Genomic DNA, 26,663 nt, shown 5'->3' with positions numbered 1-26,663 from the left:
CTACGAGGCGCGCACCAGCGCCCGCTTGGGCTCGAGGATCTCGGCGAGGAAGGTGCCGGTGTGGCTCTCCTCGACGCCGGCGAGCTTCTCGGGCGTGCCGGTGGCGATGATGGTTCCACCGCCGGAGCCGCCCTCGGGTCCGAGGTCGATGAGCCAGTCCGCCGACTTGATCACATCGAGGTTGTGCTCGATGCAGATGACGGTGTTGCCCTTCTCGACGAGCTCGTTGAGCACGAGCAGCAGCTTGCGGACGTCCTCGAAGTGCAGCCCTGTGGTCGGCTCGTCGAGCACGTAGACCGTGCGGCCGTTGGAGCGGCGCTGCAGCTCGGTGGCCAGCTTGACGCGCTGCGCCTCACCGCCGGACAGGGTCGTCGCACTCTGGCCGAGGCGCACGTAGCCGAGACCGACGTCGACGAGGGTCTTGAGGAAGCGGTGGATCGCGGAGATCGGCTCGAAGAACTCCGCGGCCTCGGCGATCGGCATGTCGAGCACCTCGGCGATGTTCTTGCCCTTGTAGTGCACCGTCAGGGTGTCGCGGTTGTACCGGGCGCCGTGGCAGACCTCGCAGACGACGTAGACGTCGGGCAGGAAGTTCATCTCGATCTTGATCGTGCCGTCGCCCTGGCAGTTCTCGCAGCGGCCGCCCTTGACGTTGAAGCTGAACCGCCCGGGCTGGTAGCCGCGGGTCTTCGCCTCCATCGTCTCGCTGAACAGCGTGCGGATGCGGTCGAAGACACCGGTGTAGGTGGCGGGATTGGATCGAGGGGTGCGGCCGATCGGCGCCTGGTCGACGTGCACGACCTTGTCGAGGTTGTCGAGTCCGGTGACGCGGAGGTGCTTGCCGGGCAGCTTGCGCGCACCGTTGAGCCGGTTGGCCAGCACCCGGTAGAGGATGTCGTTGACGAGCGAGCTCTTGCCCGATCCGCTCACCCCGGTGACCGCGGTGAAGACGCCGAGCGGGAAGTCGACGGAGACGTTCCTGAGGTTGTTGGCGCTGGCGCCGACGACGCCGATCATCCGCTTGCGGTCGATCTTGCGGCGCTTCTTGGGCACCTCGATCGAGCGCCTGCCGGCGAGATAGTCGCCGGTGTAGGAGTCGGTGTTGGCCAGCAGCGACTCGTAGTCGCCCGAGTGCACGACCGTTCCGCCGAGCACACCGGCACCGGGGCCGATGTCGACGATCCAATCTGCGGTGCGGATGGTGTCCTCGTCGTGCTCGACGACGATCAGCGTGTTGCCAAGATCGCGCAGCTTGACGAGCGTCTCGATCAGGCGGCGGTTGTCGCGCTGGTGCAGGCCGATGCTCGGCTCGTCGAGCACGTACAGGACGCCGGTGAGCCCGGAGCCGATCTGGGTGGCGAGGCGGATGCGCTGCGCCTCACCGCCGGAGAGGGATCCGGCGGAGCGGGACAGGCTGAGGTAGCTCAGCCCGACCTCGAGCAGGAACTGGAGGCGCACCCGGATCTCGCGGAGCACCTGGGCGGCGATCTTGACGTCGCGATCGTTCAACTGGATGGTGTTGACGAACTCGCTCGCCTTCACGAGGCTCAGCTCGGTCAGGTCGGAGATGCTCCGACCGTCGACGAGCACGGCGAGCACCTCGGGCTTGAGCCGCTTGCCGGCGCAGACGTCGCAGGGCACCTCGCGCAGGTACTCGGCCCAGCGCTGACGGGCGGCGTCGGTGTCGGCCTGGATGTAGTTGCGCTCGAGGTACGGGATGACTCCCTCGAAGCCCTGGGTGTAGGCGACCTCGCGGCCGTAGCGGTTCTTCCACCGCACGTTGACCTTGAAGTTGTTGCCCCGCAGCACCGCTTCGCGTGCCTCTTCCGGCAGCTTCTTCCATGGTGTGCCGAGCGAGAACTTGAGGTCGTTGGCGAGGCCCTGCATGAGGCGCTCGTAGTAGTTGTAGAGCCCCTTGCCCTGGCTGGTCCAGGGGATGATGACGCCCTCCTGGATGCTCATGTTCTCGTCGCCGAGCAGCAGGTCGGGGTCCACGGCCATCTTGGTGCCGAGCCCCGAGCACTCGGGGCAGGCGCCGAATGGGGCGTTGAACGAGAAGGTGCGCGGCTCGATCTCGGTCAGCTGGATGGGGTGGTTGTTCGGGCAGGAGAGCTTCTCGGAGAAGGTGCGCCAGGCGTCGGGGCCCTCCTCGTCGACGAGGTTGATCTGGATGATGCCGTCGGTCAGCGACAGCGCGGTCTCGAGCGAGTCGGTGAGCCGGGTGAGCAGATCGTCCGCGGCCACCAGACGGTCGACGACCACGGCGATGTCGTGCTTGAACTGCTTCTTCAGCACCGGCGGCTCGGCCAGCTGGATGAGGTTGCCGTCGACCATGGCGCGGGAGTAGCCCTTGGCGGCGAGCTCGCGGAACAGATCGACGAACTCCCCCTTGCGCTGCTGCACGACAGGGGCGGTCACCTGGTAGCGGGTGCCGCTCTCGAGCTCCATCAGCTGGTCGGCGATCTGCTGCACCGTCTGACGCGAGATGACCTCGCCGCAGACCGGGCAGTGCGGCACGCCGATGCGTGCCCAGAGCAGGCGCATGTAGTCGTAAATCTCGGTGATCGTGCCGACGGTGGAGCGCGGGTTGCGGTTCGTCGACTTCTGATCGATCGACACGGCAGGGCTGAGGCCCTCGATGAAGTCGACGTCGGGGCGGTCGACCTGGCCGAGGAACTGACGCGCATAGGCGGACAGCGACTCGACGTAGCGGCGCTGCCCTTCGGCGAAGATCGTGTCGAAGGCGAGGCTCGACTTGCCCGATCCGGAGAGCCCGGTGAAGACGACAAGGGAGTCTCGGGGGATCTCGAGATCGACGTCGCGGAGGTTGTGGACACGTGCTCCGCGCACACTCAAGCGAGGCCCGGATACGGGTGAGATCGGCACCCATCGAGTCTAGGTCGACCCTCCGACACCGATGTCCGCGTTCGCTCGGAGCGACCTGAGCGCCCCACCCGGGCGCGTCGTTCCGCCCCCGCCCGCAACCGTCCTCGACCGCGCAAGGCGATCTGCAAGCAGTGGGACGCCTCAGGCCAGGTGGCCGGCCTTCGCCATCTGGCGCAGCTCGCCCTTCATCTCGTTGAGCTCGTCGCGCAGTCGTGCCGCCAGCTCGAACTTGAGCTCGGCGGCCGCGTTGAGCATCTGATCGTTGAGGTCGGCGATGATCGTCTCGAGCTCGGCGCCGCCGGCCGCGGCGATGCCTCGGCCGGAGCCGAGCGACGGGGTCGGGCTGCGCTTCTTGCCGACTCCCCCGGCCAGCAGCTGCTTCGTGTCGAGTCCCTCGCGCACCAGGGCGTCGGTGATGTCCGCGATCTTCTTGCGGAGGGGCTGCGGGTCGATGCCGCGCTCGGTGTTGTAGGCGACCTGCTTCTCGCGACGGCGATTGGTCTCCTCGATGGCGTTCTTCATGGAGTCGGTCAGCACGTCGGCGTACATGTGCACCTGACCGGAGACGTTGCGCGCGGCACGGCCGATGGTCTGGATGAGCGAGGTCGACGAGCGCAGGAAGCCCTCCTTGTCTGCGTCGAGGATGGCGACCAGCGACACCTCGGGCAGGTCGAGGCCCTCGCGGAGCAGGTTGATGCCGACGAGCACGTCGTAGAGGCCCGCGCGCAGCTCGGTGAGCAGTTCGACCCGGCGCAGGGTGTCGACGTCGGAGTGCAGGTAGCGCACCTTGACTCCGGACTCCGCCAGGTAGTCGGTGAGCTCCTCCGCCATCTTCTTGGTGAGCGTGGTGACGAGCACGCGCTCGTCGCGCTCGACGCGGATCCGGATCTCCTCGAGCAGGTCGTCGATCTGGCCCTTGCTGGGCTTGACGACGATCTCGGGGTCGATCAGCCCCGTCGGCCGGATGATCTGCTCGACGTAGCCGTCGGACATGCCCAGCTCGTAGCGCCCGGGGGTCGCCGAGAGGTACACGGTCTGGCCGACGCGCTGCTTGAACTCCTCCCACTTGAGCGGGCGGTTGTCCATCGCGCTGGGCAGGCGGAAGCCGTGCTCGACCAGGGTGCGCTTGCGGGACGCATCGCCCTCGAACATCGCGCCGATCTGCGGCACGGTCGCGTGCGACTCGTCGATGACCACGAGGAAGTCCTCGGGGAAGTAGTCGATCAGGCAGTTGGGCGCCTGCCCCGGACGACGGCCGTCGATGTGCCGGGAGTAGTTCTCGATGCCCGAGCAGAAGCCGATCTGCTCCATCATCTCGAGGTCGAAGGTGGTCCGCATCCGCAGGCGCTGGGCCTCGAGGAGCTTGCCCGCCTTCTCGAGCTTGGGCAGCTCCTCGGACAGCTCCTGTCGGATCGTGCCGATAGCGCGCTTCATGGTGTCGGGGCTCGCGGCGTAGTGGGTGGCGGGGAACACCGAGACGGCATCCATCTGCTTGATGACCTCGCCGGTCAGCGGGTGCAGGGAGTACAGCGCCTCGATCTCGTCGCCGAACATCTCGATTCGGATGGCGTGCTCCTCGTAGACCGGGATGATCTCGATGGTGTCGCCGCGCACTCGGAAGCGGCCCCGGGAGAAGTCGTAGTCGTTGCGCTCGTACTGCATGTTGATGAAGCGCCGCACGAGCAGGTCGCGGGAGATCCGCTCGCCGACCTGCAGTGCCACCATGGCGCCTAAGTACTCTTCGGCCGCACCGAGGCCGTAGATGCAGGACACCGTCGACACGACGACGACATCGCGCCGGCTCAGCAGGGAGTTCGTGGTCGAGTGCCGCAGCCGCTCGACCTCGGCGTTGACCGAGCTGTCCTTCTCGATGAAGGTGTCGGTCTGCGGGACGTAGGCCTCTGGTTGGTAGTAGTCGTAGTACGAGACGAAGTACTCGATGGCGTTGTTGGGCATCAGGTCGCGGAACTCGGTGGCGAGCTGCGCCGCGAGGGTCTTGTTGTGCGCGAGGACCAAGGTCGGCCGTTGGACCTGCTCGATGAGCCAGGCCGTGGTGGCCGACTTGCCGGTTCCCGTCGCTCCGAGCAGGACCACGTCGGTCTCGCCCGCGTTGATCCGGCCGGCGAGCTCCTTGATGGCCGCCGGCTGATCGCCGCTCGGCTTGTACTCGCTGACCACTTCGAAGGGACGCACGGCGCGGGTGGGCTGCATGGTCGAAAGTCTAGATTCGGCCTCCGACACCGATGTCGCCGTTCGCAGTGGGCGCACCTGAGCGATCCCGACGACGCGGATCCGCGTCTCGGCCGACGCCCGAGCTCGGCCGCCCTGAGCGCCGCCCTGCAGATGGCCACGGCCGGCCACCTAGCCTGAGCGTGCTCGTGAAGGCACCGGCAACTGGGTATCCGCGCAGTCGATCTGGGGATATCTCCCGATGCGGTCGCGCGCTCGCGCGCTTTACGTTTCGCGCACGGCCCTTCACAGACAGCGACAGCTTGGTCTCCTTCCTGCAGTGATCGTGATCGTCGGTCTGTCTCTCAGCGCATGCGCGGCGTCCCCCGGGCAGGCTGAGGGCGGATCGGAGTCGAAGACATCGGACGGCAGCGATTCGACACTCTCGACGGCGGTCGATCCACAGGCCGCTGACGATGGGGTGCCCCTCGACTCGGGTGCATCCGGGTGCGCTTCGATACCGGGCTTCTCGTCCTTCGCCGATTCCGCAGACGCGTTCGAAGCCGTCATCGGCTTCAGCATTCCGGAGGCTGACTGCTACGCGCTGAGCCCCGACGACCCGTCTGGCGTGGAGGGCACAGCCGTCTACATCACGAAGGACGTCGGCCTTGTGGCGGAGCTGCGTGCCGCGGGCGAAGCCGCGGGCTGGACGTCGACCGACTCGACGGAGACGTCGGTCACCCTGATGGAGGGGGAAGCGAAGGCGATCCGCGTAGACGCGTTCGACGCGACCGAGGCGGATGGCAGCACCCCGGCCTTCCCGCAGGGGGTTGTCGTCACGTACTTCAGCGCCGAATGAAGACCTGCAGAGATCCGGGTGGACGAAGTCCCCGGGAAGCAGCGCGTGTGTCCCAACGGAATGTCGAAGCCCGCGTTGCGGCCTGCGCCCTGCTGGTGGTCAGCCTCGCGGGCTGCACACCACCGGTGGCCGGTTCGGCGCCCAGCTCGCCGACTCCCACATCTTTCTGGAGCGGCTCATCCACGAGCCCGACTGAGACATCGACCGCGGCGAGGGGATGGATCGCCGGCAACGAGATCACCCTGACCTCGACTCGGTTCTACCCTGAATCCCGGTTGATCGTTCTGCAGGCCGTGGTCCGCAACACGTCGCATGCCGACTCGTTCGATCCGTCGATCACAGGGGCGATCTCCCTCGCCATCGGCACAGGTCCACCACTGCCGCTCCTGTACTCGCCCGTCGTGGTACCAGGGCTGCAGACCTCGGACCGCGAGCTGACGTTCCGAGCACCGGCAGCGGATCCGGATCTCGACAACGCGGTCCTCCTCCTCGGTGAAGATCCACTGGCGTGGCGCCTTCCGCTCTCTTCAACGGCGTCCGCGACCGGCACCCTGCCCATCAGCTTCCCTACGGATGCCCGCGCGCGGGCCGGCGGCCTCGTCTTCCGCGCGCGCGTGATCTCAGTCCTGCGATGGAAGTGCGTCGATTCCTCCGCTTACGGGCATGGACGGACAGGTCGGAGTGATTTCACGATCGCCGAGCCGAGCCGTTCGTCTTTCCACATCCAGGGCGAATTCGTCATGGGCTCGGCGATCGCGCGGGCGGCGACATCGTGACCCAGATGAGCGTCGTCTCGCCGAACGGCTCCGCGACCACGAGCACAGGCGTGATGCTCGAATCAATCCATCAGGGTGAGGTTCGCACTGGGGTGGAGATGTGCGTCGAGGTCGACGAGCCCGTCAGCGGCACCTACCGGGTGACCATCGATACAGCGAAGGAGGGCTCGGGGGGCTTCGAAGTCGTCCTGCCCTGATCAGCGACTCCACTACGGTCGAAAGGTGGGGACGAAGCGCACCGGCAGGCCGACGGGAAGACCGTCGATCGCGGTTGCGGGTCCCATCGTCGGCGCGCTGTCCGTGCAGTCGGGCGCGGGAGTCGCCGTCACCATCCTGCCGATCGTGGGACCCATCGGCGTCGTCGCACTGCGTCAGACCTTCGCGGCGCTGGTCCTTCTGCCCGCACTCCGGGGCAAGGAGCGGCTCCGCTGGGCGACCGTCTGGCCGGCACTCATCCTGGGTCTTTCGCTGGTGGTGATGAACATCGCGATCTACGAGGCCTTCGATCGGATCGAGCTCGGCCTGGCGGTCACCCTCGAGTTCCTCGGCCCGCTCGCCATCGCGCTGCTCTCCTCACGCCGGCTGCGCGATCTGCTCTGCGGGATCGCCGCGGGCATCGGGGTGGCGCTGCTCACGGGCAGCGTCTCGGGACTCGATCTGCTCGGCGTGCTGTTCGCCCTGCTCGCCGGCGTGGCCTGGGCGGTCTACATCATCTTCAGCTCGCGCGTGGCCGCAAGTCTCGAGGGGGTGCGCGGCACGGCGATGGCCAGCATCGTGGCCGCCGTGATCACCGCCCCGTTCCTGATCGGCCAGCTCGTCCGACTCTCCCCCGACGAGCTCGTGCACGTGCTGCTGGTGGGCTGCGCCGTCGGGGTGCTGTCCTCGGCTGTGCCCTACTCGCTCGACGTCCTCATCCTGCGGCGCATACCGCGGAGCCTGTTCAGCGTGCTGCAGAGCATCCAGCCCGCGGCCGCCGCCCTGTCCGGCCTGGTCATCCTGCACCAGACGCTCGCGCCTCTTCAGCTCGCCGGGCTGGCCGTCATCAGCGGGGCCAACGCGTTCGCCGTGGTCGGGTCGACCCGCCGCCGGCCGGCACCGGGGCCGCAGCCCGAGCCGGTCTAGCTCCGCGGCTGCGCCGACCGCAGGGCCGGCCAGATCGCGTCCGTGCCCGCGACGGTCTCGTCGAGGGATCCGCTCGAGTCGATGATGAGATCGGCGATGGCGCGGCGCTCCTCATCCCCCGCCTGAGCGCCGATCCGGCGCTCGGCCTCCTCGCGGGCCATCCCGCGGTACTCGACGAGGCGGTCCGCCCGCATCGACGCAGGCGCCTCGACGACGACGATGAGGTCCCACTCCCCACGGTTGCGCGCTTCGGCGAGCAGCGGGACGTCGTAGACGATGACGGCGTCGGGGTCGGCCGCGCGGGCGGCGGCGAAGGCCTCCTGGGAGAGTCGGAGAACCTCGGGGTGCGTGATCCGATTGAGCTTCTGCAGCGCATCGGGGTCGGCGAACACGATGCTTCCGAGCGCCGGACGGTTGAGGCTGCCGTCATCGGCGATCACACCGTCGCCGAAGGTGTCGCGGATCCTGGCGAGGCCGGGCGATCCGACGGCGACCGCATCACGGGCGAGCAGGTCGGCATCGACGATCACAGCACCCAGCTCGGCGAGGCGAGCGGCGACGGTGGACTTGCCCGATGCGATCCCGCCGGTCAATCCGATCAGAGGCATGCCTTCAACCTATCGAGATGTCGCGTGCGCTGAGGCAGCAGACGACTGCGCCGGAGACGACGAAGCCGTCCCGGACGGATCCGGGACGGCTACGTTCGACCTCGTCGCCGAGGCCTCGTCAGGTCAGACGATCAGTTGTTGCTCGAGAGCTTCTCGCGCAGAGCGGCGAGCGACTCGTCGTCGGCCAGCGTGCCGGCCGAACGGGTCTCGCTGGTGAAGGTGTTCGGCGTCTCGGTGATGCCGGCCGCCTCGTCCGCGATGCCCTTGACGATCTGCTCCTTGTGCTGCTCCCAGCGGGCCTGAGCATCTGCATACTCCTGCTCCCACTTGGCGCGCTGCTCCTCGAAGCCTTCCTTCCACTCGTTCGTCTCGGGGTCGAAGCCCTCCGGGAACTTGTAGTTGCCGGCCTCGTCGTACTCCGTGACCATGCCGTACAGGGCGGCGAGGCCGGAGTCGAACTCGGTGTTGGCCGGGTCGATGCTCTCGCTGGCCTGCTTGAGGCTGAGCGAGATGCGGCGACGCTCGAGATCGATGTCGATGATCTTGACGAAGACCTCGTCGCCCACCGAGACGACCTGCTCGGCCAGCTCGACGTGCTTGTTCGACAGCTCGGAGATGTGCACGAGGCCCTCGATGCCGTCCGCGACACGCACGAAGGCGCCGAACGGAACCAGCTTGGTGACCTTGCCCGGTGCGATCTGGCCGATCGCGTGGGTGCGGGCGAAGACCTGCCACGGGTCCTCCTGCGTCGCCTTGAGCGACAGCGAGACGCGCTCGCGGTCGAGCTCGACGGAGAGCACCTCGACGGTGACCTCCTGGCCGACCTCGACGACCTCGCTCGCGTGCTCGATGTGCTTCCAGGAGAGCTCGGAGACGTGGACGAGTCCGTCGACGCCGCCCAGGTCGACGAACGCACCGAAGTTGACGATCGACGAGATGACGCCCTTGCGGACCTGTCCCGGGTGGAGGTTGGCGAGGAAGGTGCTGCGGCTCTCGGACTGGGTCTGCTCGAGCAGGGCACGGCGCGACAGGACCACGTTGTTGCGGTTCTTGTCGAGCTCGAGGATCTTGGCCTCGAGCTCCTGGCCGAGGTACGGCGTGAGGTCGCGGACGCGGCGCAGCTCGATGAGCGAGGCCGGCAGGAAGCCGCGGAGGCCGATGTCGACGATCAGGCCGCCCTTGACGACCTCGATGACCGTACCGGTGACGACACCGTCGACCTCCTTGATCTTCTCGACGTCTCCCCATGCGCGCTCGTACTGGGCGCGCTTCTTGGAGAGGATCAGACGACCCTCCTTGTCCTCCTTCTGGAGAACGAGGGCCTCGACCATGTCGCCGACCTTGACGACCTCGTTGGGGTCGACGTCGTGCTTGATGGAGAGTTCGCGGGAGGGGATGACGCCCTCGGTCTTGTAGCCGACGTCGAGGAGGACCTCGTCGCGGTCGATCTTGACGACGGTGCCCTCGATGAGGTCTCCGTCGTTGAAGAACTTGAGGGTCTTCTCGACCGCGGCCAGGAAGTCTTCAGCAGATCCGATGTCGTTGATGGCGACCTGCTTGGTGGCCGGGGCGGTCGTAAGGGTTGACATGTAGTAGTAGCTCCAGGGATGGACATGATTCAGGCCACGGTGGAGGAGCAGGTTCCAAGGCATGGTTCCGTGGAACGCGTGCTCAGGGATGCTCCGCCGTGACGAGCGGACAGGATGTTGCGGGACTCGCACCGCGTAACCAGAAGGCACAGCACTCGGAAGCACAGCAGCACTTCTCGGCGCAACGGCGCAGAAGCAACACAACAGTCTAACCCGCGGGACGCCCCACCTCTACCGGTTCGGACGGCCGAACTGCGTGTTCGACGAACCGTGACGCCGAGCTGCCGAGTTCTGCCGCCGGGAAGCGCGGGCAGGCAGTAGAACTGGGCAGATCGGCCTCCGAAGCTAGTCTGCGAGCGCCTCGCGGAGGGTGTCGAGGCCGACCCCGCCGACGTCGAGCGCCCGCCGGTGGAAGCGCTTGATCGAGAAGTCGGCGCCCTCCCGCTCGCGAGCCTCGTCGCGCAGCTGCTCCCAGATCCGCTGGCCGACCTTGTAGGCGGGCGCCTGCCCGGGCCAGCCGAGGTAGCGATTGACCTCGAACCGGATGAAGGCGTCGTCCATGTTCACGTTGGCCCGCATGAACTCGAGCGCATAGTCGGCATCCCACAGTCCCTGGCCGTCCGGGCGCTGCTTGCCGAGGTGCACGCCGATGTCGAGGACGACGCGGGCGGCGCGCATCCGCTGGCCGTCGAGCATGCCGAGCCGGTCGCCCGGGTCGCTGAGATAGCCGAGCTCGTCCATCAGCCGCTCCGCATAGAGGGCCCATCCTTCGGCGTGCCCGGAGGTGCCGGCGATCCGCCGCCACGAGTTGAGCTGCGCCTTGTTGTAGGTCGCGATGCCGATCTGCAGATGGTGCCCGGGGACGCCCTCGTGGTAGACGGTGGTCGTCTCCCGCCAGGTGTCGAACTCGGTGACCCCCTCGGGGACGGACCACCACATCCGCCCGGGACGGGAGAAGTCGTCGGACGGGCCGGTGTAGTAGATCCCGCCGCTCTGGGTCGGCGCGATTCGGCACTCGAGGGCACGCACCTCGACGGGGATGTCGAAGTGGCTGCGGCCGAGCTCCTCGATGGCCCGGTCGCTGAGGTCCTGCATCCACGCCTGCAGCCCCGCGGTGCCGTCGAGCTTGCGGGACACGTCCTGGTCGAGGTGGGCGATCGCCTCGGCGATGGTGCCATCGGGATCGCCGAGGATCTCGCGGGCGATCTGCTCCTGCTCCGCCGTCATCCGCGCGAGCTCGGCGAGGCCCCACTCGTAGGTCTCATCGAGGTCGACCGTCGCACCGAGGAAGTCGCGCGAGGCCAGCGAGTAGAGCTCTCGGCCGACGCCGTCCTGCTCCACGGCGGCGGGCGCGAGCTCCGTCTCGAGGAAATCGGCGAACTCCGCGTAGGCGGTCGCCGCGGCGAGAGCACCTGCGTCGAGGTCGCGGCGGAGCGCATCGGTGACGGGCACTCCCCCGACCTCGGCCGCACCGACGAGGGAGTAGAAGAAGCCGTCGGACGCGGCATGCCCTCGGCATTCGGTGATCACCTCGGTCACCTGGCGGATCGCCGGGGTGATCCCCTGACGGATGCCCTCGCGCAGCGTCTCGGTATAGCCCTCGAGGGCGCCCGCGACATTGCCGAGCCGGCGAGCGATGTGCTCGTAGGCGCCCTCGGTGTCCGTCGGCATGAGGTCGAAGATCTCGCGGATGCCCTGAGCCGGTGACGCGATGACGTTGAGGTCGCGCAGCTGGAAGCCCGCTTCGTGCTTCTCAACCTTGAGCCGCAGCTCGCGGGTCAGATCCGCCTTCGTGACCCGGTCGATCGCATCGACCGGATCGGTCGCATCCAGCTCGGCGAGCGTCGCGCGGATCGCCGCCAGCATCCGTTCATCGCCCGCTGGGGAGTAGTCGCTGTATTCGCCTTCGCCGCCGGGGCGACCGAGCCAGACGGCCCATTCCGGTGACAGCGCGACCATGGTGTCGACCCAGCGCTCGGCGACGGCGTCGATGGCCGTGGGCGTGCGCCCGGCCGGCTGTTCGGCAGGTGCGGAGTGGGATTGGTCGGTCATCCTCCGAGCCTATTGACGTCGGCCTGCGCCCTCGCCGCGATCATCTTCACGGTTCAGGCTTTCGACCACGGATCAGGAGAAAATCGCCTGATCCACGTTCGAAATCGCAGAATCACCTGAACGGTGAAGATCGCCTGAACGGTGGAGATCTTCTGAACGGTGGAACCGGGGCGAGGCGGACGCGCGGCTACGCGGAGAAGAGTTCGATGATGTCCTCGGGGGCGGCCGCTGTCCGGAGTCGGGTCGCCAGGGCCGGATCGAGGAGGATCTCCGCGAGCCGGGCAACCAGAGCGACGTGGCCGCCGGCCGATGCGGCGATGCCGACGCAGATGAAGGCGAGCTCGTCGCCCCACTCGATCCCCTCGGGGAAGCCCAACACCACCATCGCGCTGCGGTGCACGGCGTCCTTGCCTGCGAGGGTGCCGTGCGGGATCGCGACTCCCTCGCCGATGTAGGTGGAGACGGAGTGCTCGCGTTCGAGCATCGAGTCGAGGTACACCGACGTGGCGGCACCGGCGGCGATCAGCGCCTCACCGCACTGCCGCACCGCGTCGAAGCGATCGACGGCCGTGAGGCCCAGCTGGATCGACGAGTCGCCGAGCAGCTCGGTCAGCGGACGTCGCGTCGGCCCTGCCATCGTGCCGTCTCCGTCCCGCCTTCTGACCTGCGTCAGACGCTCGCCGCTCAGTGCGCGGCCTGATCCCAATTCTGGCCGCGGCCGACCTGGACGTCGAGCGGCACCCGCAGCTGTGCGGCGTGCGACATCCGATCGGTGACGATCTGGGCCACGCTGTCCCACTCCCCCGCCGCGACCTCGAACACCAGCTCGTCGTGCACCTGCATCAGCATCCGGGAGCGAAGGTCCTGCTTCTGCATGTCGGCGTCGATGTCGATCATCGCGATCTTCATGATGTCGGCGGCCGAGCCCTGGATCGGCGAGTTGAGCGCCTGGCGCTCGGCGTTGTCGCGGAGCACCCGGTTGGCGCTGTTGAGGTCGGGGAAGGGCCGCCGGCGACCGTAGATGGTCTCGGTGAACCCGTCGGCCCGCGCCTGCTCGACGACGTTGCGCAGGTAGTCGCGCACGGCGCCGAACCGCGCGAAGTAGTCGGTCATCAGGCGCTTGGCCTCGTTCGTGTCGATCCGCAGCTGCTTGGACAGGCCGAAGGCGCTGAGACCGTATGCGAGGCCGTAGGACATGGCCTTGACCTTGGTGCGCATCAGCGGGGTCACATCGGCGGGTTCGACGTCGAAGATGCGCGCGCCGACGAAGCGGTGCAGGTCTTCGCCTCCGTTGAAGGCCTCGATCAGGCCGGCGTCCTCGGAGAGGTGCGCCATGATCCGCATCTCGATCTGGGAGTAGTCGGCGGTGAGCATCGACTCGAACTCGGCCCCGTGCACGAAGGCGGCCCGCATCCGCCTGCCCTCTTCTGCCCGCACCGGGATGTTCTGCAGGTTCGGGTCGTTCGACGAGATGCGGCCGGTGGTCGTGCCGTTCTGGACGTAGGTCGTATGGATGCGCCGGTCGGGACCGATGCCGCGTTCGAGCGTCTCGATGATCTGGCGGAGCTTGGTGGCATCGCGGTGCTGGAGCAGCACATCGAGGAACGGGTGCGGGCTCTTGTCCATGAGGTCGGCCAGCGAGTCGGCGTCGGTGGAGAACCCGGTCTTCGTCGAGCGGGTCTTCGGCATGCCGAGCTCCTCGAAGAGCACCTGCTGCAGCTGCTTGGGCGAGCCCAGGTTCATCTCGCGGCCGATGACCGAGTACGCCTCCTGCGCGAGCCCCTCGATGCGGGTCGAGAGCTCGGCGCCGAGGCTGGAGAGCAGGTCGGTGTCGATCGCCACCCCGCTCGTCTCGATGGTGGCGAGCACGCGCAGGGTCGGCAGCTCGATGTCGGTGAGCACGCGGAGATCCCGCTCGTCCATCACGTGGTGCAGCGCGTGCACGACGCGGCGGACGTACCAGGCCTGCGCGGGCGATCCGGTGTCGCCCTCGTCGTCGGGCACGAGCTGGTTGGGATCGCTCTCGGGCAGCTGCTCGGCGAGATAGCGCTGGACGAGGCTGGCGAGCGTCTTGTCGACGCCGGAGGGGCGGAGCAGCCAGCCGGCGATCAGCGTGTCGAAGGCGAGGCCCCCGAGCTCGAGTCCGGAGGCCCGCATGGCCTTGAGCTGCGGCTTGGCGTCGTGGAAGAGCTTGGCCGAATCGCCCGCGAGCCAGGCGACGAGCGGTTCGAGCCCGGCGCGCGCGGCCTCGTCGGTGCTGGGTGGCCAGGACAACGACAGGGAGTCGTCGGCGCCGGCGATACCGAAGCCGATCGCCCGCCCCTCCTGGCGTTCGACGACCACGCCGATGCCGTCGGGGTTCGCCGCCGTCTGCTCGGCAAGCCATGCCTGGAGCTGCTCGCCGCGGAGCTCACGCTGCGGCACCGGAGCCTTGGGGGCGGTGCTCGGCTCGCCCTCGATGACACCCTCGGGGGTGTCGGCGGACGACTGGGAGCCCATCGACCCCTCGAGCTTGAAGACCCGCTCGAGCAGGGTGCGGAACTCGAGGCGGCCGAACAGCTCGCGGACCGCGGGCTCGTCCATCGGCCTGCGCACGAGATCGGCGGGGCTGAACTCCAGCTCGAGATCGGTGCGCAGCCGGTTGAGGCGTCGGTTGCGCTCGACCCGGTCGCGCTGCTCGCGGAGGTTGTTGCCGACGACGCCCTTGATCTCATCGGCGTGGGCGAGGATCTCCTCGAGCCCGCCGTACTGCAGGATCCACTTGACCGCGGTCTTCTCGCCGACCTTGTCGACGCCGGGCAGGTTGTCGCTCGTCTCGCCGACCAGAGCGGCGACCTCGGGGTACTGCCATGGCTCGATGCCGTAGCGGTCGCGCACCTTGGCGGGGTCGTAGCGGGTGAGGTCGCTGACGCCCTGCCGAGACGGGTAGAGCAGCGTGACCTCGTCGTTGACCAGCTGGATGGCGTCGCGGTCGCCGGAGACCAGCAGGACCTTGAAGCCGGCGTCGGTGCCCTGCTTCGCGAGGGTGGCGAGGATGTCGTCGGCCTCGAAGTCCTCTTTGGTCATCGTGATGATGTTGAGCGCCTTGAGGGCGTCCTGCAGCAGCGGAACCTGTCCGACGAACTCGGATGGCGTCTCGCCGCGGGTCCCCTTGTACTCGGGGTAGTCGCGGGTGCGGAACGAGGCCCGGGAGATGTCGAACGCCACGCCGAGGTGGGTGGGCTTCTCCTTCTGCAGGAGGAGCAGCAGCATCGACAGGAAGCCGTGGATGGCGTTCGTGTGCTGACCGTCATGGGTCTGGAAACTGTCGACGGGAAGGGCGTAGAACGCCCGGAATGCCAGCGAGTGGCCGTCGATCAACAGGAGGGTAGGCTGATCGCTTTCTGACACCCAGCCAGCCTAGCCGGGGCGTCCGACACCGCCGATCCGGGTGCCGACGACCGCCGCGGTGCCGCTCTCGGAACGAGGACACTGCCGATGACGAAGCTTCCCGACGACCTCGATCCCGAGCTCCGTGCGCGCATCGCCGACACCCAGGGCGGGGAGCTGAGCCGCAAGATGGGCATCGACTTCGTCGAGCTGTCGGCGTCGCATTCGGTGGCCCGGATGCCGGTCGAGGGCAACCGCCAGGTGGTCGGACTGCTGCACGGCGGAGCGCATGTCGTGCTCGGCGAGTCACTCGGCTCCATCTCGGCGGCGATCCACGCGGGTCCCGGGCGCTACGCGGTGGGCATCGAGATCAACGCCAGCCACTCGCGGTCGGTGACCGACGGCTGGGTGGTCGCCACCTGTGAGGCGCTGACTCTGGGCCGCACGCTGACCACTCACGAGATCGTCGTCCGCGACGAGCAGGAGCGCCGGCTCTCCACCATCCGGATCACCAACATGCTCCGGGACGCCTGACCTCGGCTTCCGGCCACTCGAGATGCCACTTTCCGTCCCTATAGAGGCGTTTTAGGGACGGAAAGTGGCATCTCGATATTCACTGATCAGCTGATCGGGCGGTGCGACTCCGGGTCGATGCCGAGGATCGAGCGTCCGCCGTCGACGGGGATGACGGCGCCGGTCACCAGGCTCGAGGCCGGCCCGAGCAGGAACGCGATGACCTCGGCCGCCTCCTGCGGGGTTCCCACGCGGCCCAGCGCATGCACGCGGTCGAGCTCGGGGCGCTGACCCTCGTCGAAGCGAGGCGTGACGATGCTGCCGAGGGCCACGGCGTTGCAGCGGATGCCGTCGAGCCCGTAGTCGACGGCGACCGCGCGGGTGAGGCCCTCGAGCGCGGCCTTCGCGACCGCGTAGGGCAGAGCGCCGGGCACGGGCCGCTGCGCCTGATGCGATGACACGTTGACGATGGATCCGCCGGTGCCCGCGGCACGGAAGGCGCTGACGGCTGCGGCGCAGCCGGCCGTGGCCAAAGCGAGATTCACCCCGATGATGCCCAGCGCCGTGCGCTCGTCCTCGTGCAGGAAGCGGTCGTCGAAGATCGCGGCGCAGTTCACCCAGCCGCCGAGGGGCGCAAGGGTCTCGGCGAGCAGAGCGGCCCGCTCGCAGGTCTCGGGATCGGTCGCGTCGCCCGCCATCCACAGCTCGCGGCCGGGTTTGATCTCGGCGACGGCCGGAACATCGTCGGGCTCGTCGTCGTCCAGAGGACGATCGAGGATGACGACGGCGTCACCGACCGCGAGGAGGCGCTCGACGATCGCCTGGCCGACTCCTCCCCCGCCACCGGTGACGACGTGGGAGCGCATGACGGTCTCGGGAGAGGCTGGGCCGCGGAGCTACTTCTTGGCGGCGAGCTGCTCGATGATCGCGACGGCGACGTCGCGCATGGTCAGCCGGCGGTCCATGGAGGCCTTCTGGATCCAGCGGAAGGCGTCGGGCTCGCTGAGTCCCATCTTCTCGTTGAGCAGGCCCTTGGCGCGGTCGACGAGCTTGCGGGTCTCGAAGCGCTCCACCATGTCGGCGACCTCGGACTCGAGGGTGACGATCTGCTGGTAGCGGCTGAGGGCGATCTCGATGGCCGGCAGGAGGTCGTTGGGCGTGAACGGCTTGACGACGTAGGCGAGGGCGCCCGCCTCGCTGGCCCGCTCGACGAGCTCCTTCTGGCTGAACGCAGTGAGCAGGACGACCGGCGCGATGTGGTTCTTGGAGAGCCGTTCGGCGGCGGAGATGCCGTCGAGCTGCGGCATCTTGACGTCCATGACGACGAGGTCAGGGCGCAGCTCCGTGGCGAGCGCGACGGCGGTCTCGCCGTCGCCCGCCTCGCCGACGACCTCGAATCCGTTGTCGCGGAGGATCTCGACGATGTCGAGGCGGATCAGGGATTCGTCCTCGGCGACGACTACGCGGCGGGGCGCCGCGGGGGCTTCAACTGGCTCTGACACGGGGTAGAGCCTACGGTATCCTGGCCCGGGCTCGCGGTCGGAGACGGCAGGTCGAGGCGGCCCAGCGCCGCAGGGTGGAAGTATTCTGACCGAGCAGGCCGGTGTGGCGGAATGGCAGACGCGGAGCACTCAAAATGCTTTGCCGAGAGGCGTGTGGGTTCGAGTCCCACCACCGGTACCGATGCCGAACTGCCCAGTTCTGTCGCTTGGACCTCGTGCGGAGCGGCAGAACTGGGCGGTTGGGTGCCTGAAGGTGATCTAGGAGTCGCCGCCGACGGCGGGCTCCCCCACGAAGTCATGCGCCTCATGGGCCAGCTCGGGCCAGAGCTCGGCGTCGCTGACCTTGACCCAGTTGCGGTCGGGGTGGCCGTCGTGGCTGTACTCCTCTGCGACACCGCGGGCGAGCAGATCTGAGGCGCGCGCTTCGGGGACCTCGACGACGAGCTCGCCCTCGGCGAAGTAGGCGAAGAGGGTGCCGTGGACGAGCAGCCCGTCCGGGCCGACGGTGATCCCCTCGTCAGAGGTCAGGGTGGCGAGAAGGTCGTTGTAGGCGGAGGTGCTCGAGGAGGCTGAGTCGGTCATGCATCCATCCAACACCCGCGGACGGTCGCTCGGTTGCGACGGTGAACTGCCCGGTTCTGCCGCTCGGAGGGCGATTCAGGCGGCAGAACTGGGCAGCTGACCGGATCAAAAGCTCGGGTCAGCGAGTCAGCGCATCAGGCCGTCAGGATCGCGGCGGCGACCAGATCGGGGCGTTCGATCGCCGCCTGATGGCGCAGCCCGGGCAGTACGACTTCGGTGACCAACGGCAGCTCGGTCAGCGGCGCCATGGCCTCTGCCGTCGCTCCGGTGTCGAGCTCCGCACGCAGCGCCAGCACGGGCATCGCGAGTTGGGACAGTCGGGACCGGGAGTCCCAGGCGCCGAGCGCCTCGCAGCAGAGGGCGTAGCTCTCGTCGTCGGTGGCGGCCACCCCGGCGAGGACCCGCTCGACCACGGCCGCCGATGACCGGAGGAAGTCGTCGCTGAACCACCTGCCGCGCAGGGCGTCCAGCAGCCCTGCCGTCCCGTCAGCGCGGACCGCGGCCGCGCGCTCGGTCCAGCCGTGCGCATCGCCGATCTTCGGGGACGAGCAGATCACGGTGCTGGCGTCGAGCCGATCGGTCCAGGAGAGGGCCAGCTCGATGGCGAGCCCTCCGCTCAGCGAGACGCCCGCGAAGGCGAAGCTCTCCGCACCGAGCCGGGTGGCCACGCTGACCACAGCGGCGGCGAGCTCCCCCATCGCGAAGCCCTCGACCGCGGCAGCTGACGCGCCGTGCCCGGGCAGATCGAGGCCGACGACCCAGTACTCCGCGCCGAGCAGCTCCGCGGCATCCGTCCAATCGGCGACGGTGCCGCCGAGGCTCGGCATGACGATCAGCAGCGGATCGTCGACCGAGCCGGCGAGCGGCGTCGCCGCGAGCACCGGCTCGGTCATGGCCGCTACTCCTCCCAGGCGGGGGCGAGCCGATTGATGGCGTCCCCGATCCTGTGCACGCGGACGTCGTTGGTGGAGCCGGGCGAACCGGGAGGGGATCCGGAGATCACGACGACCATGTCGCCGATCTCGGCCAGGTTCTCCCTGATCAGGACCTCGTCCACCTGGCGGTACATCGCGTCGGTGTGCTTCACCCGAGGGGTCGCGAACGACTGGATGCCCCAGATGACCGCCATCTTGCGACGGGTGGCCTCCTCGGGGGTGAACGCCTTCATTGGGAACGGACTGCGCAGCCGCGACATCCGCCGGGCGGAGTCGCCGGACTCGGTGAAGACGCAGAGGTACTTGGCACCGACGAACTCGGCCACCTCTGCGGCGGCGAGGGTCATCGCGCCGCCCAGGGTGCGCGGCTTGGTGCCGAGCGGCGGGATGCGCTCGAGGCCGTGCTCTTCGGTGGACTCGACGATGCGCGCCATGGTCTGGACGGTGACGACGGGGTACTCCCCCACGCTCGTCTCGCCGGACAGCATGACCGCGTCGGCGCCGTCGAGGACGGCGTTGGCGACGTCGGAGGTCTCTGCGCGGGTCGGGACGGGGCTGTGGATCATCGACTCGAGCATCTGGGTCGCGACGATGACCGGCTTGGCCATCCGCCGTGCCAGCTCGATGGCCCGCTTCTGCACGATGGGCACGGCCTCGAGCGGAAGCTCGACGCCGAGGTCGCCGCGGGCGACCATGAGCGCGTCGAAGGCGTCGATGATGCCCTCGAGGTTGTCGACGGCCTGCGGCTTCTCGATCTTGGCGATGACGGGGACGCGCTTGCCCTCTTCATCCATGATCTGGTGCACGCGGTCGATGTCGGCCGCGTTGCGGACGAAGGACAGGGCGATCATGTCGGCGCCGATCCTGAGACCCCAGCGGAGGTCGGCCTCGTCCTTCTCGGACAGGGCGGGCACGTTGACGGCGACCCCGGGCAGGTTGATGCCCTTGTTGTTCGACACGGGTCCGGCGACGATCACCTTGGTGGTGACGACGACGCCGTCGGTCTCGACGACCTCGACGCGCACCTTGCCGTCGTCGATCAGCAGGAAGTCGCCCGCCTTCACATCGTGCGGCAGGCCCTTGAAGGTCGTGCCGACGATCTCCTTGGTGCCGAGGATGTCCTCGGTGGTGATCTTGAAGATGTCGCCCTCGGCGAGCTCGTGCGGCCCGTCGGCGAACTTGCCGAGCCGGATCTTCGGCCCCTGCAGGTCGACGAGGATGCCGACCGCGCGGCCCGCGTCCTCGGCCGCCTTGCGGACGGTCGCGAACACGCCCTCGTGGACGTCGTAGGTGCCGTGGCTCAGGTTCAGCCGGGCGACATCGACACCGGCATCGATGATGGCCCGGATCGATTCATAGCTCGAGGTTGCGGGCCCGAGGGTCGCAACGATCTTGGCGCGTCTCATGACGAAGGGTCCTCCAGAGGACGTAGTGGTGTGTCCAGCCTAGGCACGATGCCCGACCGGTGAGGAAACGTCGGATTGATGCTGAATCAGATCGCGATCGCGTGGTCGGTCGGACGGACCGGGAAGGGCAGCTCGGTGCTGCCTTCGAGGTAGGCGTCCACCGCAGAGGCCGCGGCGCGGCCCTCGGCGATCGCCCAGACGATGAGCGACTGGCCGCGGCCCGCGTCGCCAGCCACGAACACGCCGGGCAGGCTGGTCTGGTAGTCGCCGGCGCGCTCGACGTTGCCGCGCTGGTCGAACGGGATCGCGAGCTGGTCGATGAGCTGATCGCTCTCGGGGCCGGTGAAGCCGAGGGCGAGCAGCACGAGGTCCGCGGGGATCTCGCGCTCGGTGCCCGCCTTGGGCACGCGCCTGCCGTCGAGGAACTCCGTCTCCGCGACGCGGATCGCCCGGACGTTGCCGTCGCCGTCGCCGAGGAACTCGACGGTGGAGGCCAGGTACTCGCGCACTCCGCCCTCCTCGTGGGCGCTGGCGACCTCGAACAGGGTCGGGAAGGTCGGCCAGGGCTGGCCTTCGATGCGCTCGCTCGGCGGCTGCTTGCCGATCGCCAGGGTGGTGACCGAGGCGGCCTTCTGGCGGTTGGCGGTGCCGAGGCAGTCGGCTCCCGTGTCGCCGCCGCCGAGGATGACGACGTGCTTGTCCTCCGCGACGATCTGACTGTCGACCACATCGCCCGCGACGGCCTTGTTGGCCTGGACCAGGTACTCCATGGCGAAATGCACGCCGTCGAGGTCGCGTCCGGGGATGGGCAGATCGCGCGGGACCATGGCGCCGGTCGCGATGACGACGGCGTCGTAGCGGGCCCGAAGGTCGCTCCAGGAGATGTCCACGCCGATGTTGACGCCGGCGCGGAAGCGGGTGCCCTCGGCGAGCATCTGGCCCAGGCGGGTCTCGAGGACCTTCTTCTCCATCTTGAACTCGGGGATGCCGTAGCGCAGCAGTCCGCCGATCCGGTCGTCGCGCTCGTAGACCGCGACGGTGTGGCCGGCACGGGTCAGCTGCTGGGCGGCCGCGAGGCCTGCCGGGCCGGACCCGACGACGGCGACCGTCTTGCCGGTGAGGCGCTGCGGCGGGTGGGGCTCGATCCAGCCGTTGCTGAACGCCATGTCGGCGATCGACACCTCGACCTGCTTGATGGTGACAGCAGGCTGGTTGATGCCCAGCACGCAGCTCGCCTCGCAGGGCGCCGGGCAGAGGCGCCCGGTGAACTCGGGGAAGTTATTCGTGGCATGCAGCCGATCGCTGGCCTGGCGACCCTCGCCACGCCAGGTGAGGTCGTTCCACTCCGGGATGAGGTTGCCGAGCGGGCAGCCCTGGTGGCAGAACGGGATGCCGCAGTCCATGCAGCGTCCGGCCTGTCGAATGAGCTCGCCGCTCTTCTGCTTCTCGTAGACCTCTTTCCAGTCCATGAGCCGCACGGGCACGGGGCGCCGCTTCGGCAGCTCGCGCTTCTGGACCTTGAGGAATCCCTTGGGATCAGCCATTCAGAACAACCTTCTCGAGAACCGGACGCGAAGACTCATACCCCTCAGCCACCGGTCACCTCCATGATGCGTCCCCAGACGACGTCGCCGTCGGGGTCGAGTCCCTCGTCGACCGCCGTCTGACGGGTGGCGAGCACCGCGGCGTAGTCGCGCGGCAGCACCTTGGTGAAGCCGGCGACGGATGCGTCGAAGTCGGCCAGCATCCGCTCCGCCACGGCGGAGCCCGTCTCGGCGAGGTGCCGTTCGAGCAGGTCGCGGACGATCTCGACATCGGCGGAGTCGAGGGCGGACAGGGTGAGCTCGCCGGTCGCGATGGCATCGCGGTTGACGCTCTCCGTCTCGAGTCCGTACACGTAGGCGGTGCCGCCCGACATGCCGGCGCCGAGGTTGCGGCCGACGGAGCCGAGGATGAGCGCGAGCCCACCCGTCATGTACTCGAGGGCGTGGTCGCCCACTCCCTCGACGACCGCCGTTGCGCCCGAGTTGCGGACCAGGAAGCGCTCGCCGACGATGCCGCGCAGGAACATGACGCCCTGCGTGGCGCCGTAGCCGATGACGTTGCCGGCGATCACGTTGTCCTCGGCGACGAAGCCGGCGTTCGCCGGCGGCCGCAGGATGATCGAGCCGCCCGAGAGCCCCTTGCCGACGTAGTCGTTGCTGTCGCCGATGAGGCGCAGCGTGATGCCGCCCGGCATGAAGGCGCCGAGCGACTGGCCGGCCGATCCCCGGAGGGTCACGTCGATCGAGCCGTCCGCGAGACCGTTGACGCCGTGGCGCTTGGTGACCTCGTGGCCGAGCATGGTCCCGACGGCGCGCTCGGTGTTGCGGATCGGCAGGTCGAGCAGGAGCCGACCGCCGTTCTCGAGCACGTCGGCGGCCTTGTGGATCAGCTGGCGGTCGAAGTGGTGCTCCAGCTCGTGGTCCTGCGCGACGGTGCCGATGCGGGGCTCGTCGGCGCTGAACTCCGGGCCGACCAGGATCGGCGACAGGTCGAGGCCGTCCGCCTTCCAGTGGTCCACGGCGCGGTCCACGTCGAGCAGGTCGTTGCGGCCGATGACCTCGTCGAGCGTCCTGTAGCCGAGCTCGGCGAGCAGCTCGCGGACCTCCTGGGCGAGGAACTCGAAGAAGTTCACGACGAACTCGGGCTTGCCCGTGAAGCGCTTGCGCAGCTCGGGGTTCTGGGTCGCGACGCCGACCGGGCAGGTGTCGAGGTGGCAGACCCGCATCAGGATGCAGCCCTCGACGACGAGAGGCGCGGTGGCGAAGCCGTACTCCTCGGCGCCGAGGAGCGCGGCGATGAGCACGTCGCGGCCGGTCTTCATCTGGCCGTCGACCTGCACGGTGACCCGGTCGCGGAGCCCGTTGAGCATGAGGGTCTGCTGGGTCTCGGCCAATCCGAGCTCCCATGGCGTTCCGGCGTGCTTCAGCGAGTTGAGCGGGCTGGCGCCCGTTCCGCCGTCGTGCCCGGAGACGAGCACGACGTCCGCCTTGGCCTTCGCGACACCGGCCGCGACGGCGCCGATCCCGTTCTGGCTGACCAGCTTGACGTGCACTCGCGCGTCGGGGTTTGCCCGCTTGAGGTCGAAGATCAGCTGCTTGAGGTCTTCGATCGAGTAGATGTCGTGATGCGGGGGCGGGGAGATGAGGCCGACGCCCGCGGTGGCGTGCCGGGTGCGGGCGATCCACGGATACACCTTGCCCGGGGGTAGCTGCCCGCCCTCACCCGGCTTGGCGCCCTGGGCGAGCTTGATCTGGATGTCCGTGGCATGGGTCAGGTACATGCTCGTGACGCCGAACCGGCCGGACGCGACCTGCTTGATGGCACTGCGGCGCTCCGGGTCGAGGAGGCGATCGACGTCCTCGCCGCCCTCACCTGTGTTGCTGCGTCCGCCGAGCTGGTTCATGGCGATCGCGAGCGTCTCGTGCGCCTCCTTGGAGATGGAGCCGTAGCTCATCGCCCCGGTGTTGAAGCGGCGGACGATGCTCTCGATCGGCTCGACGTCGTCGAGCGGGATCGGCTTCCTGTCGTGGTGCTTCACCTTGAACAGTCCGCGCAGCGTCATCAGCTTCTCGGCCTGGTCGTCGATGAGCTTGGTGTACTCGCGGAAGATGTCGTACCGGCGCTGGCGGGTGGAGTGCTGCAGCCGGAAGACGGTGTCGGGGTTGAAGAGATGGGGCGGGCCGTCGCGGCGCCACTGGTACTCGCCGCCGGTCCACAGGCGCTCGTGCGCGACGATGGCCGCGTCGTCCGGGTACGCGGAGGTGTGCCGGGCGGCGCTCTCGGCCGCGATGACGTCGATGCCGACACCGCCGAGCTTGGTGACCGTGCCCGTGAAGTACTCGTCGATGAAGGCCTGGGAGAGGCCGACGGCCTCGAACGCCTGGGCGCCCGCGTAGGACGAGACGGTCGAGATCCCCATTTTCGACATGATCTTGAGCACGCCCTTGCCGAGAGCCTTGATCACGTTCTTGACGGCCTTCTCGGGCGTGATGCCCGTGATGGCGCCGGAGCGGACGAGCTGCTCGCAGGACTCCATGGCGAGGTACGGATTCACCGCCGATGCGCCGTAGCCGATCAGCAGCGCGACGTGGTGCACCTCGCGGACGTCCCCGGCCTCGATCACGAGGCCGACCTTCATCCGGTTCTCCCTGCGGATGAGGTGGTGGTGGATCGCGGCGGTCATCAGCAGGGACGGCATGGGAGCGAGCTCGCGGGTGGAGTCGCGGTCGGATAGCACGATGAACTGGGCGCCGCTCTCGATCGCCTCGTCCACCTCGTCGCACATGGCGGCGATCCGGCGCTGCAGGGCCATGGGGCCGTCATCGACCCGGTACAGGCCGCGGACGGTCGTGGTCACCGAGCTTCCGGGCGACGGGTCGATGTGCTGGATCTTGGCGAGCTCGTCGTTGTCGATGACCGGGAACGAGAGCACGACCTGCTTGGCGTGCTCCGGCCCCGCCGAGAGCAGGTTGCGCTCCGGGCCGAGTCCGCAGCCGAGGGAGGTGACGACCTCTTCGCGGATGGAGTCGAGCGGCGGGTTGGTCACCTGGGCGAACTGCTGGGTGAAGTAGTCGAAGAGCAGCCGAGGACGGTCCGAGAGGACCGCTATCGGGGTGTCGGATCCCATGGCGCCGAGGGGCTCGGCTCCGGCGCGGGCCATGGGCGCGAGCAGGATGCGGACCTCCTCCTCGGTGTAGCCGAAGGTGCGCTGGCGGCGGGTGACGGAGGCGGGCGTGTGCACGATGTGCTCGCGCTCGGGCAGGTCGGCGAGGTGGATCCGGCCGCCTTCGAGCCACTCGGCGTACGGCTCGGCGGATGCGAGGTCGGCCTTGATCTCGTCGTCTTCGATGATCCGACCGGCGACGGTGTCGACGATGAGCATCCGGCCGGGACGGAGGCGGCCCTTGCGGACGACCTTGGCGGGGTCGACGTCGATGACGCCCATCTCGCTGGCGGCGACGACGAGTCCGTCGTCGGTGACGAGGAATCGTCCGGGGCGCAGCCCGTTGCGGTCGAGTGTGCCGCCGACGAGCGAGCCGTCGGTGAAGACGAGGGCGGCGGGCCCGTCCCACGGCTCCATGAGCATCGAGTGGTACTCGTAGAAAGCGTGACGCTCGGGGTCCATGGCGGGGTTGTTCTCCCACGCCTCGGGCACCATCATCATCACGGCGTGCGGCAGGGACCGGCCGGTGAGGCTGAGCAGCTCGACGACCTCGTCGAAGGAGGCGGAGTCGCTGGCGCCGGGGGTGACGATGGGGAGCATCGGGCCGATGTCTCCGATCAGCTCGCTCTCGAGCTGCGACTGGCGAGCGCGCATCCAGTTGCGGTTGCCCTGCACCGTGTTGATCTCGCCGTTGTGGGCGATCATCCGGAACGGCTGGGCGAGTGGCCACGACGGGAAGGTGTTCGTGGAGTAGCGGGAGTGCACGAGCGCGAGGGCGGTCGAGAAGCGCTCGTCCGACAGGTCGGGGTAGAACGGCTCGAGCTGCAGGGTCGTGACCATCCCCTTGTACACGAGGGTGCGGCTGGACAGCGAGCAGAAGAAGGCGCCGTACTCGCGTTCGGACCGCTTGCGCAGTCGGAAGGCCTGCCGGTCGAGGACGATGCCCGCGAAGGGGATCCCGCCCTTGTCGTGCCGGACGCTCTCGAGGAACAGCTGCTCGAAGACGGGCATCGCGCTGCGGGCGAGGTTGCCGACCTCCTCGGGGCGGTGGGGAACGTCGCGCCAGCCGAGGACCTTCAGGTTCTCCTCTTCGGCCAGCTTCTCGATGTTCGCCTTGAGGGCGGCGCGCTCGGCGTCGTCGGTGGGCAGGAAGGCGAGGCCGACGAGGTACTGACCGACGGGCGGCAGCTCGAACGGCACGACGGCGCGGAGGAACTCGTCGGGGATCTGGGTGAGGATGCCGGCGCCGTCACCGGTTCCGGCGTCGGAGCCGACCGCCCCGCGGTGCTCCAGGTTGCGCAGCGCGCCGAGCGCAGCGTCGATGATGTCGTGGCCGCCGTAGCCGCGCATGGTGGCGACCATCGCGAGCCCGCAGGCGTCCTTCTCCGCGGAGGGGTCGTACATGCCCATGGCCGCGGGCCGGGTGGAGAACTGGCCGAACGGAGTCGGAGCAGATGGAGCAGGCACAGATGGAACCGGTAGGGCCGTGGAGCCGTCGCGCGAGGCGACCTTGTCCTGTCCGCTGTTCATCGGCACGCCTTCCTCGAGGGATGGTGGTGGGGCAGGGACGTCGATGGCCCTCTAAGA

General features: G+C 68.5%; 19 protein-coding genes and 1 tRNA gene. 6 read left to right on the top strand and 14 right to left on the bottom strand.

The annotated features are described in order from the left end of the window. Complete coding sequence (uvrA, locus tag E6C64_RS01655) at window positions 1–2,886, bottom strand: excinuclease ABC subunit UvrA (protein ID WP_136425873.1); 2,886 nt, start codon at window positions 2,884–2,886, stop codon at window positions 1–3. A 141-nt stretch (window positions 2,887–3,027) separates the two neighbouring features. Further along, on the bottom strand, window positions 3,028–5,097 hold the full coding sequence (gene uvrB, locus E6C64_RS01650; RefSeq protein ID WP_136425872.1) for an excinuclease ABC subunit UvrB: 2,070 nt from the start codon (window positions 5,095–5,097) through the stop codon (window positions 3,028–3,030). A gap of 298 nt (window positions 5,098–5,395) precedes the next feature. Between uvrB and E6C64_RS01645 the strand changes: the two genes are divergently transcribed. The 4 genes from E6C64_RS01645 (at window position 5,396) to E6C64_RS01630 (ending at window position 7,812) form a co-directional block, all read left to right on the top strand. After that, complete coding sequence (locus E6C64_RS01645) at window positions 5,396–5,914, top strand: hypothetical protein (protein ID WP_136425871.1); 519 nt, start codon at window positions 5,396–5,398, stop codon at window positions 5,912–5,914. A gap of 275 nt (window positions 5,915–6,189) precedes the next feature. Beyond that, complete coding sequence (locus E6C64_RS01640) at window positions 6,190–6,690, top strand: hypothetical protein (protein WP_136425870.1); 501 nt, start codon at window positions 6,190–6,192, stop codon at window positions 6,688–6,690. A 5-nt stretch (window positions 6,691–6,695) separates the two neighbouring features. Further along, window positions 6,696–6,887, top strand: coding sequence for a hypothetical protein (locus E6C64_RS01635; protein WP_136425869.1), 192 nt, complete (start codon window positions 6,696–6,698; stop codon window positions 6,885–6,887). Window positions 6,888–6,912: 25 nt separating this feature from the next. Next, a complete protein-coding gene (locus tag E6C64_RS01630; protein WP_136425868.1) occupies window positions 6,913–7,812 on the top strand; it encodes an EamA family transporter in 900 nt (299 codons plus the stop codon). Here the strand turns inward: E6C64_RS01630 and coaE are convergent. The 5 genes from coaE to polA all read right to left on the bottom strand — a co-directional run bounded on the left by coaE (window position 7,809) and on the right by polA (window position 15,451). After that, window positions 7,809–8,420 (bottom strand): dephospho-CoA kinase, encoded by a 612-nt coding sequence (gene coaE, locus E6C64_RS01625; protein WP_136425867.1) that lies wholly within the window; start codon window positions 8,418–8,420, stop codon window positions 7,809–7,811. The genes E6C64_RS01630 and coaE overlap by 4 nt on opposite strands. A 131-nt stretch (window positions 8,421–8,551) precedes the next feature. Next, entirely contained in the window at window positions 8,552–10,009 is a 1,458-nt protein-coding gene (gene rpsA / locus E6C64_RS01620) for a 30S ribosomal protein S1 (RefSeq protein WP_136425866.1), read from the bottom strand. A 345-nt stretch (window positions 10,010–10,354) separates the two neighbouring features. After that, window positions 10,355–12,061, bottom strand: coding sequence for a DUF885 domain-containing protein (locus E6C64_RS01615; RefSeq protein ID WP_136425865.1), 1,707 nt, complete (start codon window positions 12,059–12,061; stop codon window positions 10,355–10,357). A 187-nt stretch (window positions 12,062–12,248) separates the two neighbouring features. Next, window positions 12,249–12,698, bottom strand: coding sequence for a PTS mannitol transporter subunit IIA (locus E6C64_RS01610; protein ID WP_136425864.1), 450 nt, complete (start codon window positions 12,696–12,698; stop codon window positions 12,249–12,251). A gap of 47 nt (window positions 12,699–12,745) precedes the next feature. After that, complete coding sequence (gene polA, locus E6C64_RS01605) at window positions 12,746–15,451, bottom strand: DNA polymerase I (protein ID WP_136425863.1); 2,706 nt, start codon at window positions 15,449–15,451, stop codon at window positions 12,746–12,748. Between the two features lie 168 nt (window positions 15,452–15,619). On the opposite strand from polA, the gene E6C64_RS01600 reads away from it, so the two are divergent. Then, window positions 15,620–15,964: a PaaI family thioesterase gene (locus E6C64_RS01600; RefSeq protein WP_438941835.1), complete on the top strand. Its 345-nt coding sequence runs from the start codon at window positions 15,620–15,622 to the stop codon at window positions 15,962–15,964. A gap of 86 nt (window positions 15,965–16,050) precedes the next feature. Here the strand turns inward: E6C64_RS01600 and E6C64_RS01595 are convergent, their stop codons facing one another. Together E6C64_RS01595 and E6C64_RS01590 are read right to left on the bottom strand one after the other, a co-directional pair. Next, window positions 16,051–16,809: an SDR family NAD(P)-dependent oxidoreductase gene (locus E6C64_RS01595; protein WP_136425861.1), complete on the bottom strand. Its 759-nt coding sequence runs from the start codon at window positions 16,807–16,809 to the stop codon at window positions 16,051–16,053. Between the two features lie 30 nt (window positions 16,810–16,839). Beyond that, window positions 16,840–17,445, bottom strand: coding sequence for an ANTAR domain-containing response regulator (locus E6C64_RS01590; RefSeq protein ID WP_136425860.1), 606 nt, complete (start codon window positions 17,443–17,445; stop codon window positions 16,840–16,842). A 97-nt stretch (window positions 17,446–17,542) separates the two neighbouring features. Between E6C64_RS01590 and E6C64_RS01585 the strand changes: the two genes are divergently transcribed. Further along, window positions 17,543–17,623: transfer RNA gene (locus tag E6C64_RS01585), tRNA-Leu, on the top strand. 80 nt (window positions 17,624–17,703) lie between these two features. Here the strand turns inward: E6C64_RS01585 and E6C64_RS01580 are convergent. The 5 genes from E6C64_RS01580 to gltB form a co-directional block, all read right to left on the bottom strand. Further along, window positions 17,704–18,027 (bottom strand): hypothetical protein, encoded by a 324-nt coding sequence (locus E6C64_RS01580; protein ID WP_136425859.1) that lies wholly within the window; start codon window positions 18,025–18,027, stop codon window positions 17,704–17,706. A gap of 134 nt (window positions 18,028–18,161) precedes the next feature. Further along, complete coding sequence (locus E6C64_RS01575; RefSeq protein WP_136425858.1) at window positions 18,162–18,920, bottom strand: alpha/beta fold hydrolase; 759 nt, start codon at window positions 18,918–18,920, stop codon at window positions 18,162–18,164. A gap of 5 nt (window positions 18,921–18,925) precedes the next feature. Further along, window positions 18,926–20,368 carry a pyruvate kinase gene (gene pyk / locus E6C64_RS01570; RefSeq protein WP_136425857.1) on the bottom strand — a complete coding sequence of 481 codons (1,443 nt, stop codon included), beginning with the start codon at window positions 20,366–20,368 and terminating at the stop codon, window positions 18,926–18,928. An 86-nt stretch (window positions 20,369–20,454) separates the two neighbouring features. Continuing rightward, window positions 20,455–21,912, bottom strand: coding sequence for a glutamate synthase subunit beta (locus E6C64_RS01565; RefSeq protein ID WP_136425856.1), 1,458 nt, complete (start codon window positions 21,910–21,912; stop codon window positions 20,455–20,457). Window positions 21,913–21,956: 44 nt separating this feature from the next. Next, entirely contained in the window at window positions 21,957–26,486 is a 4,530-nt protein-coding gene (gltB, locus tag E6C64_RS01560; protein WP_136426367.1) for a glutamate synthase large subunit, read from the bottom strand. Window positions 26,487–26,663: the final 177 nt, after the last annotated feature.

Origin of the sequence: Naasia lichenicola (assembly GCF_004801885.1) — a bacterium.
Lineage (GTDB): Bacteria > Actinomycetota > Actinomycetes > Actinomycetales > Microbacteriaceae > Naasia > Naasia lichenicola.
This window is presented reverse-complemented; position numbering and strand designations above follow the sequence as displayed.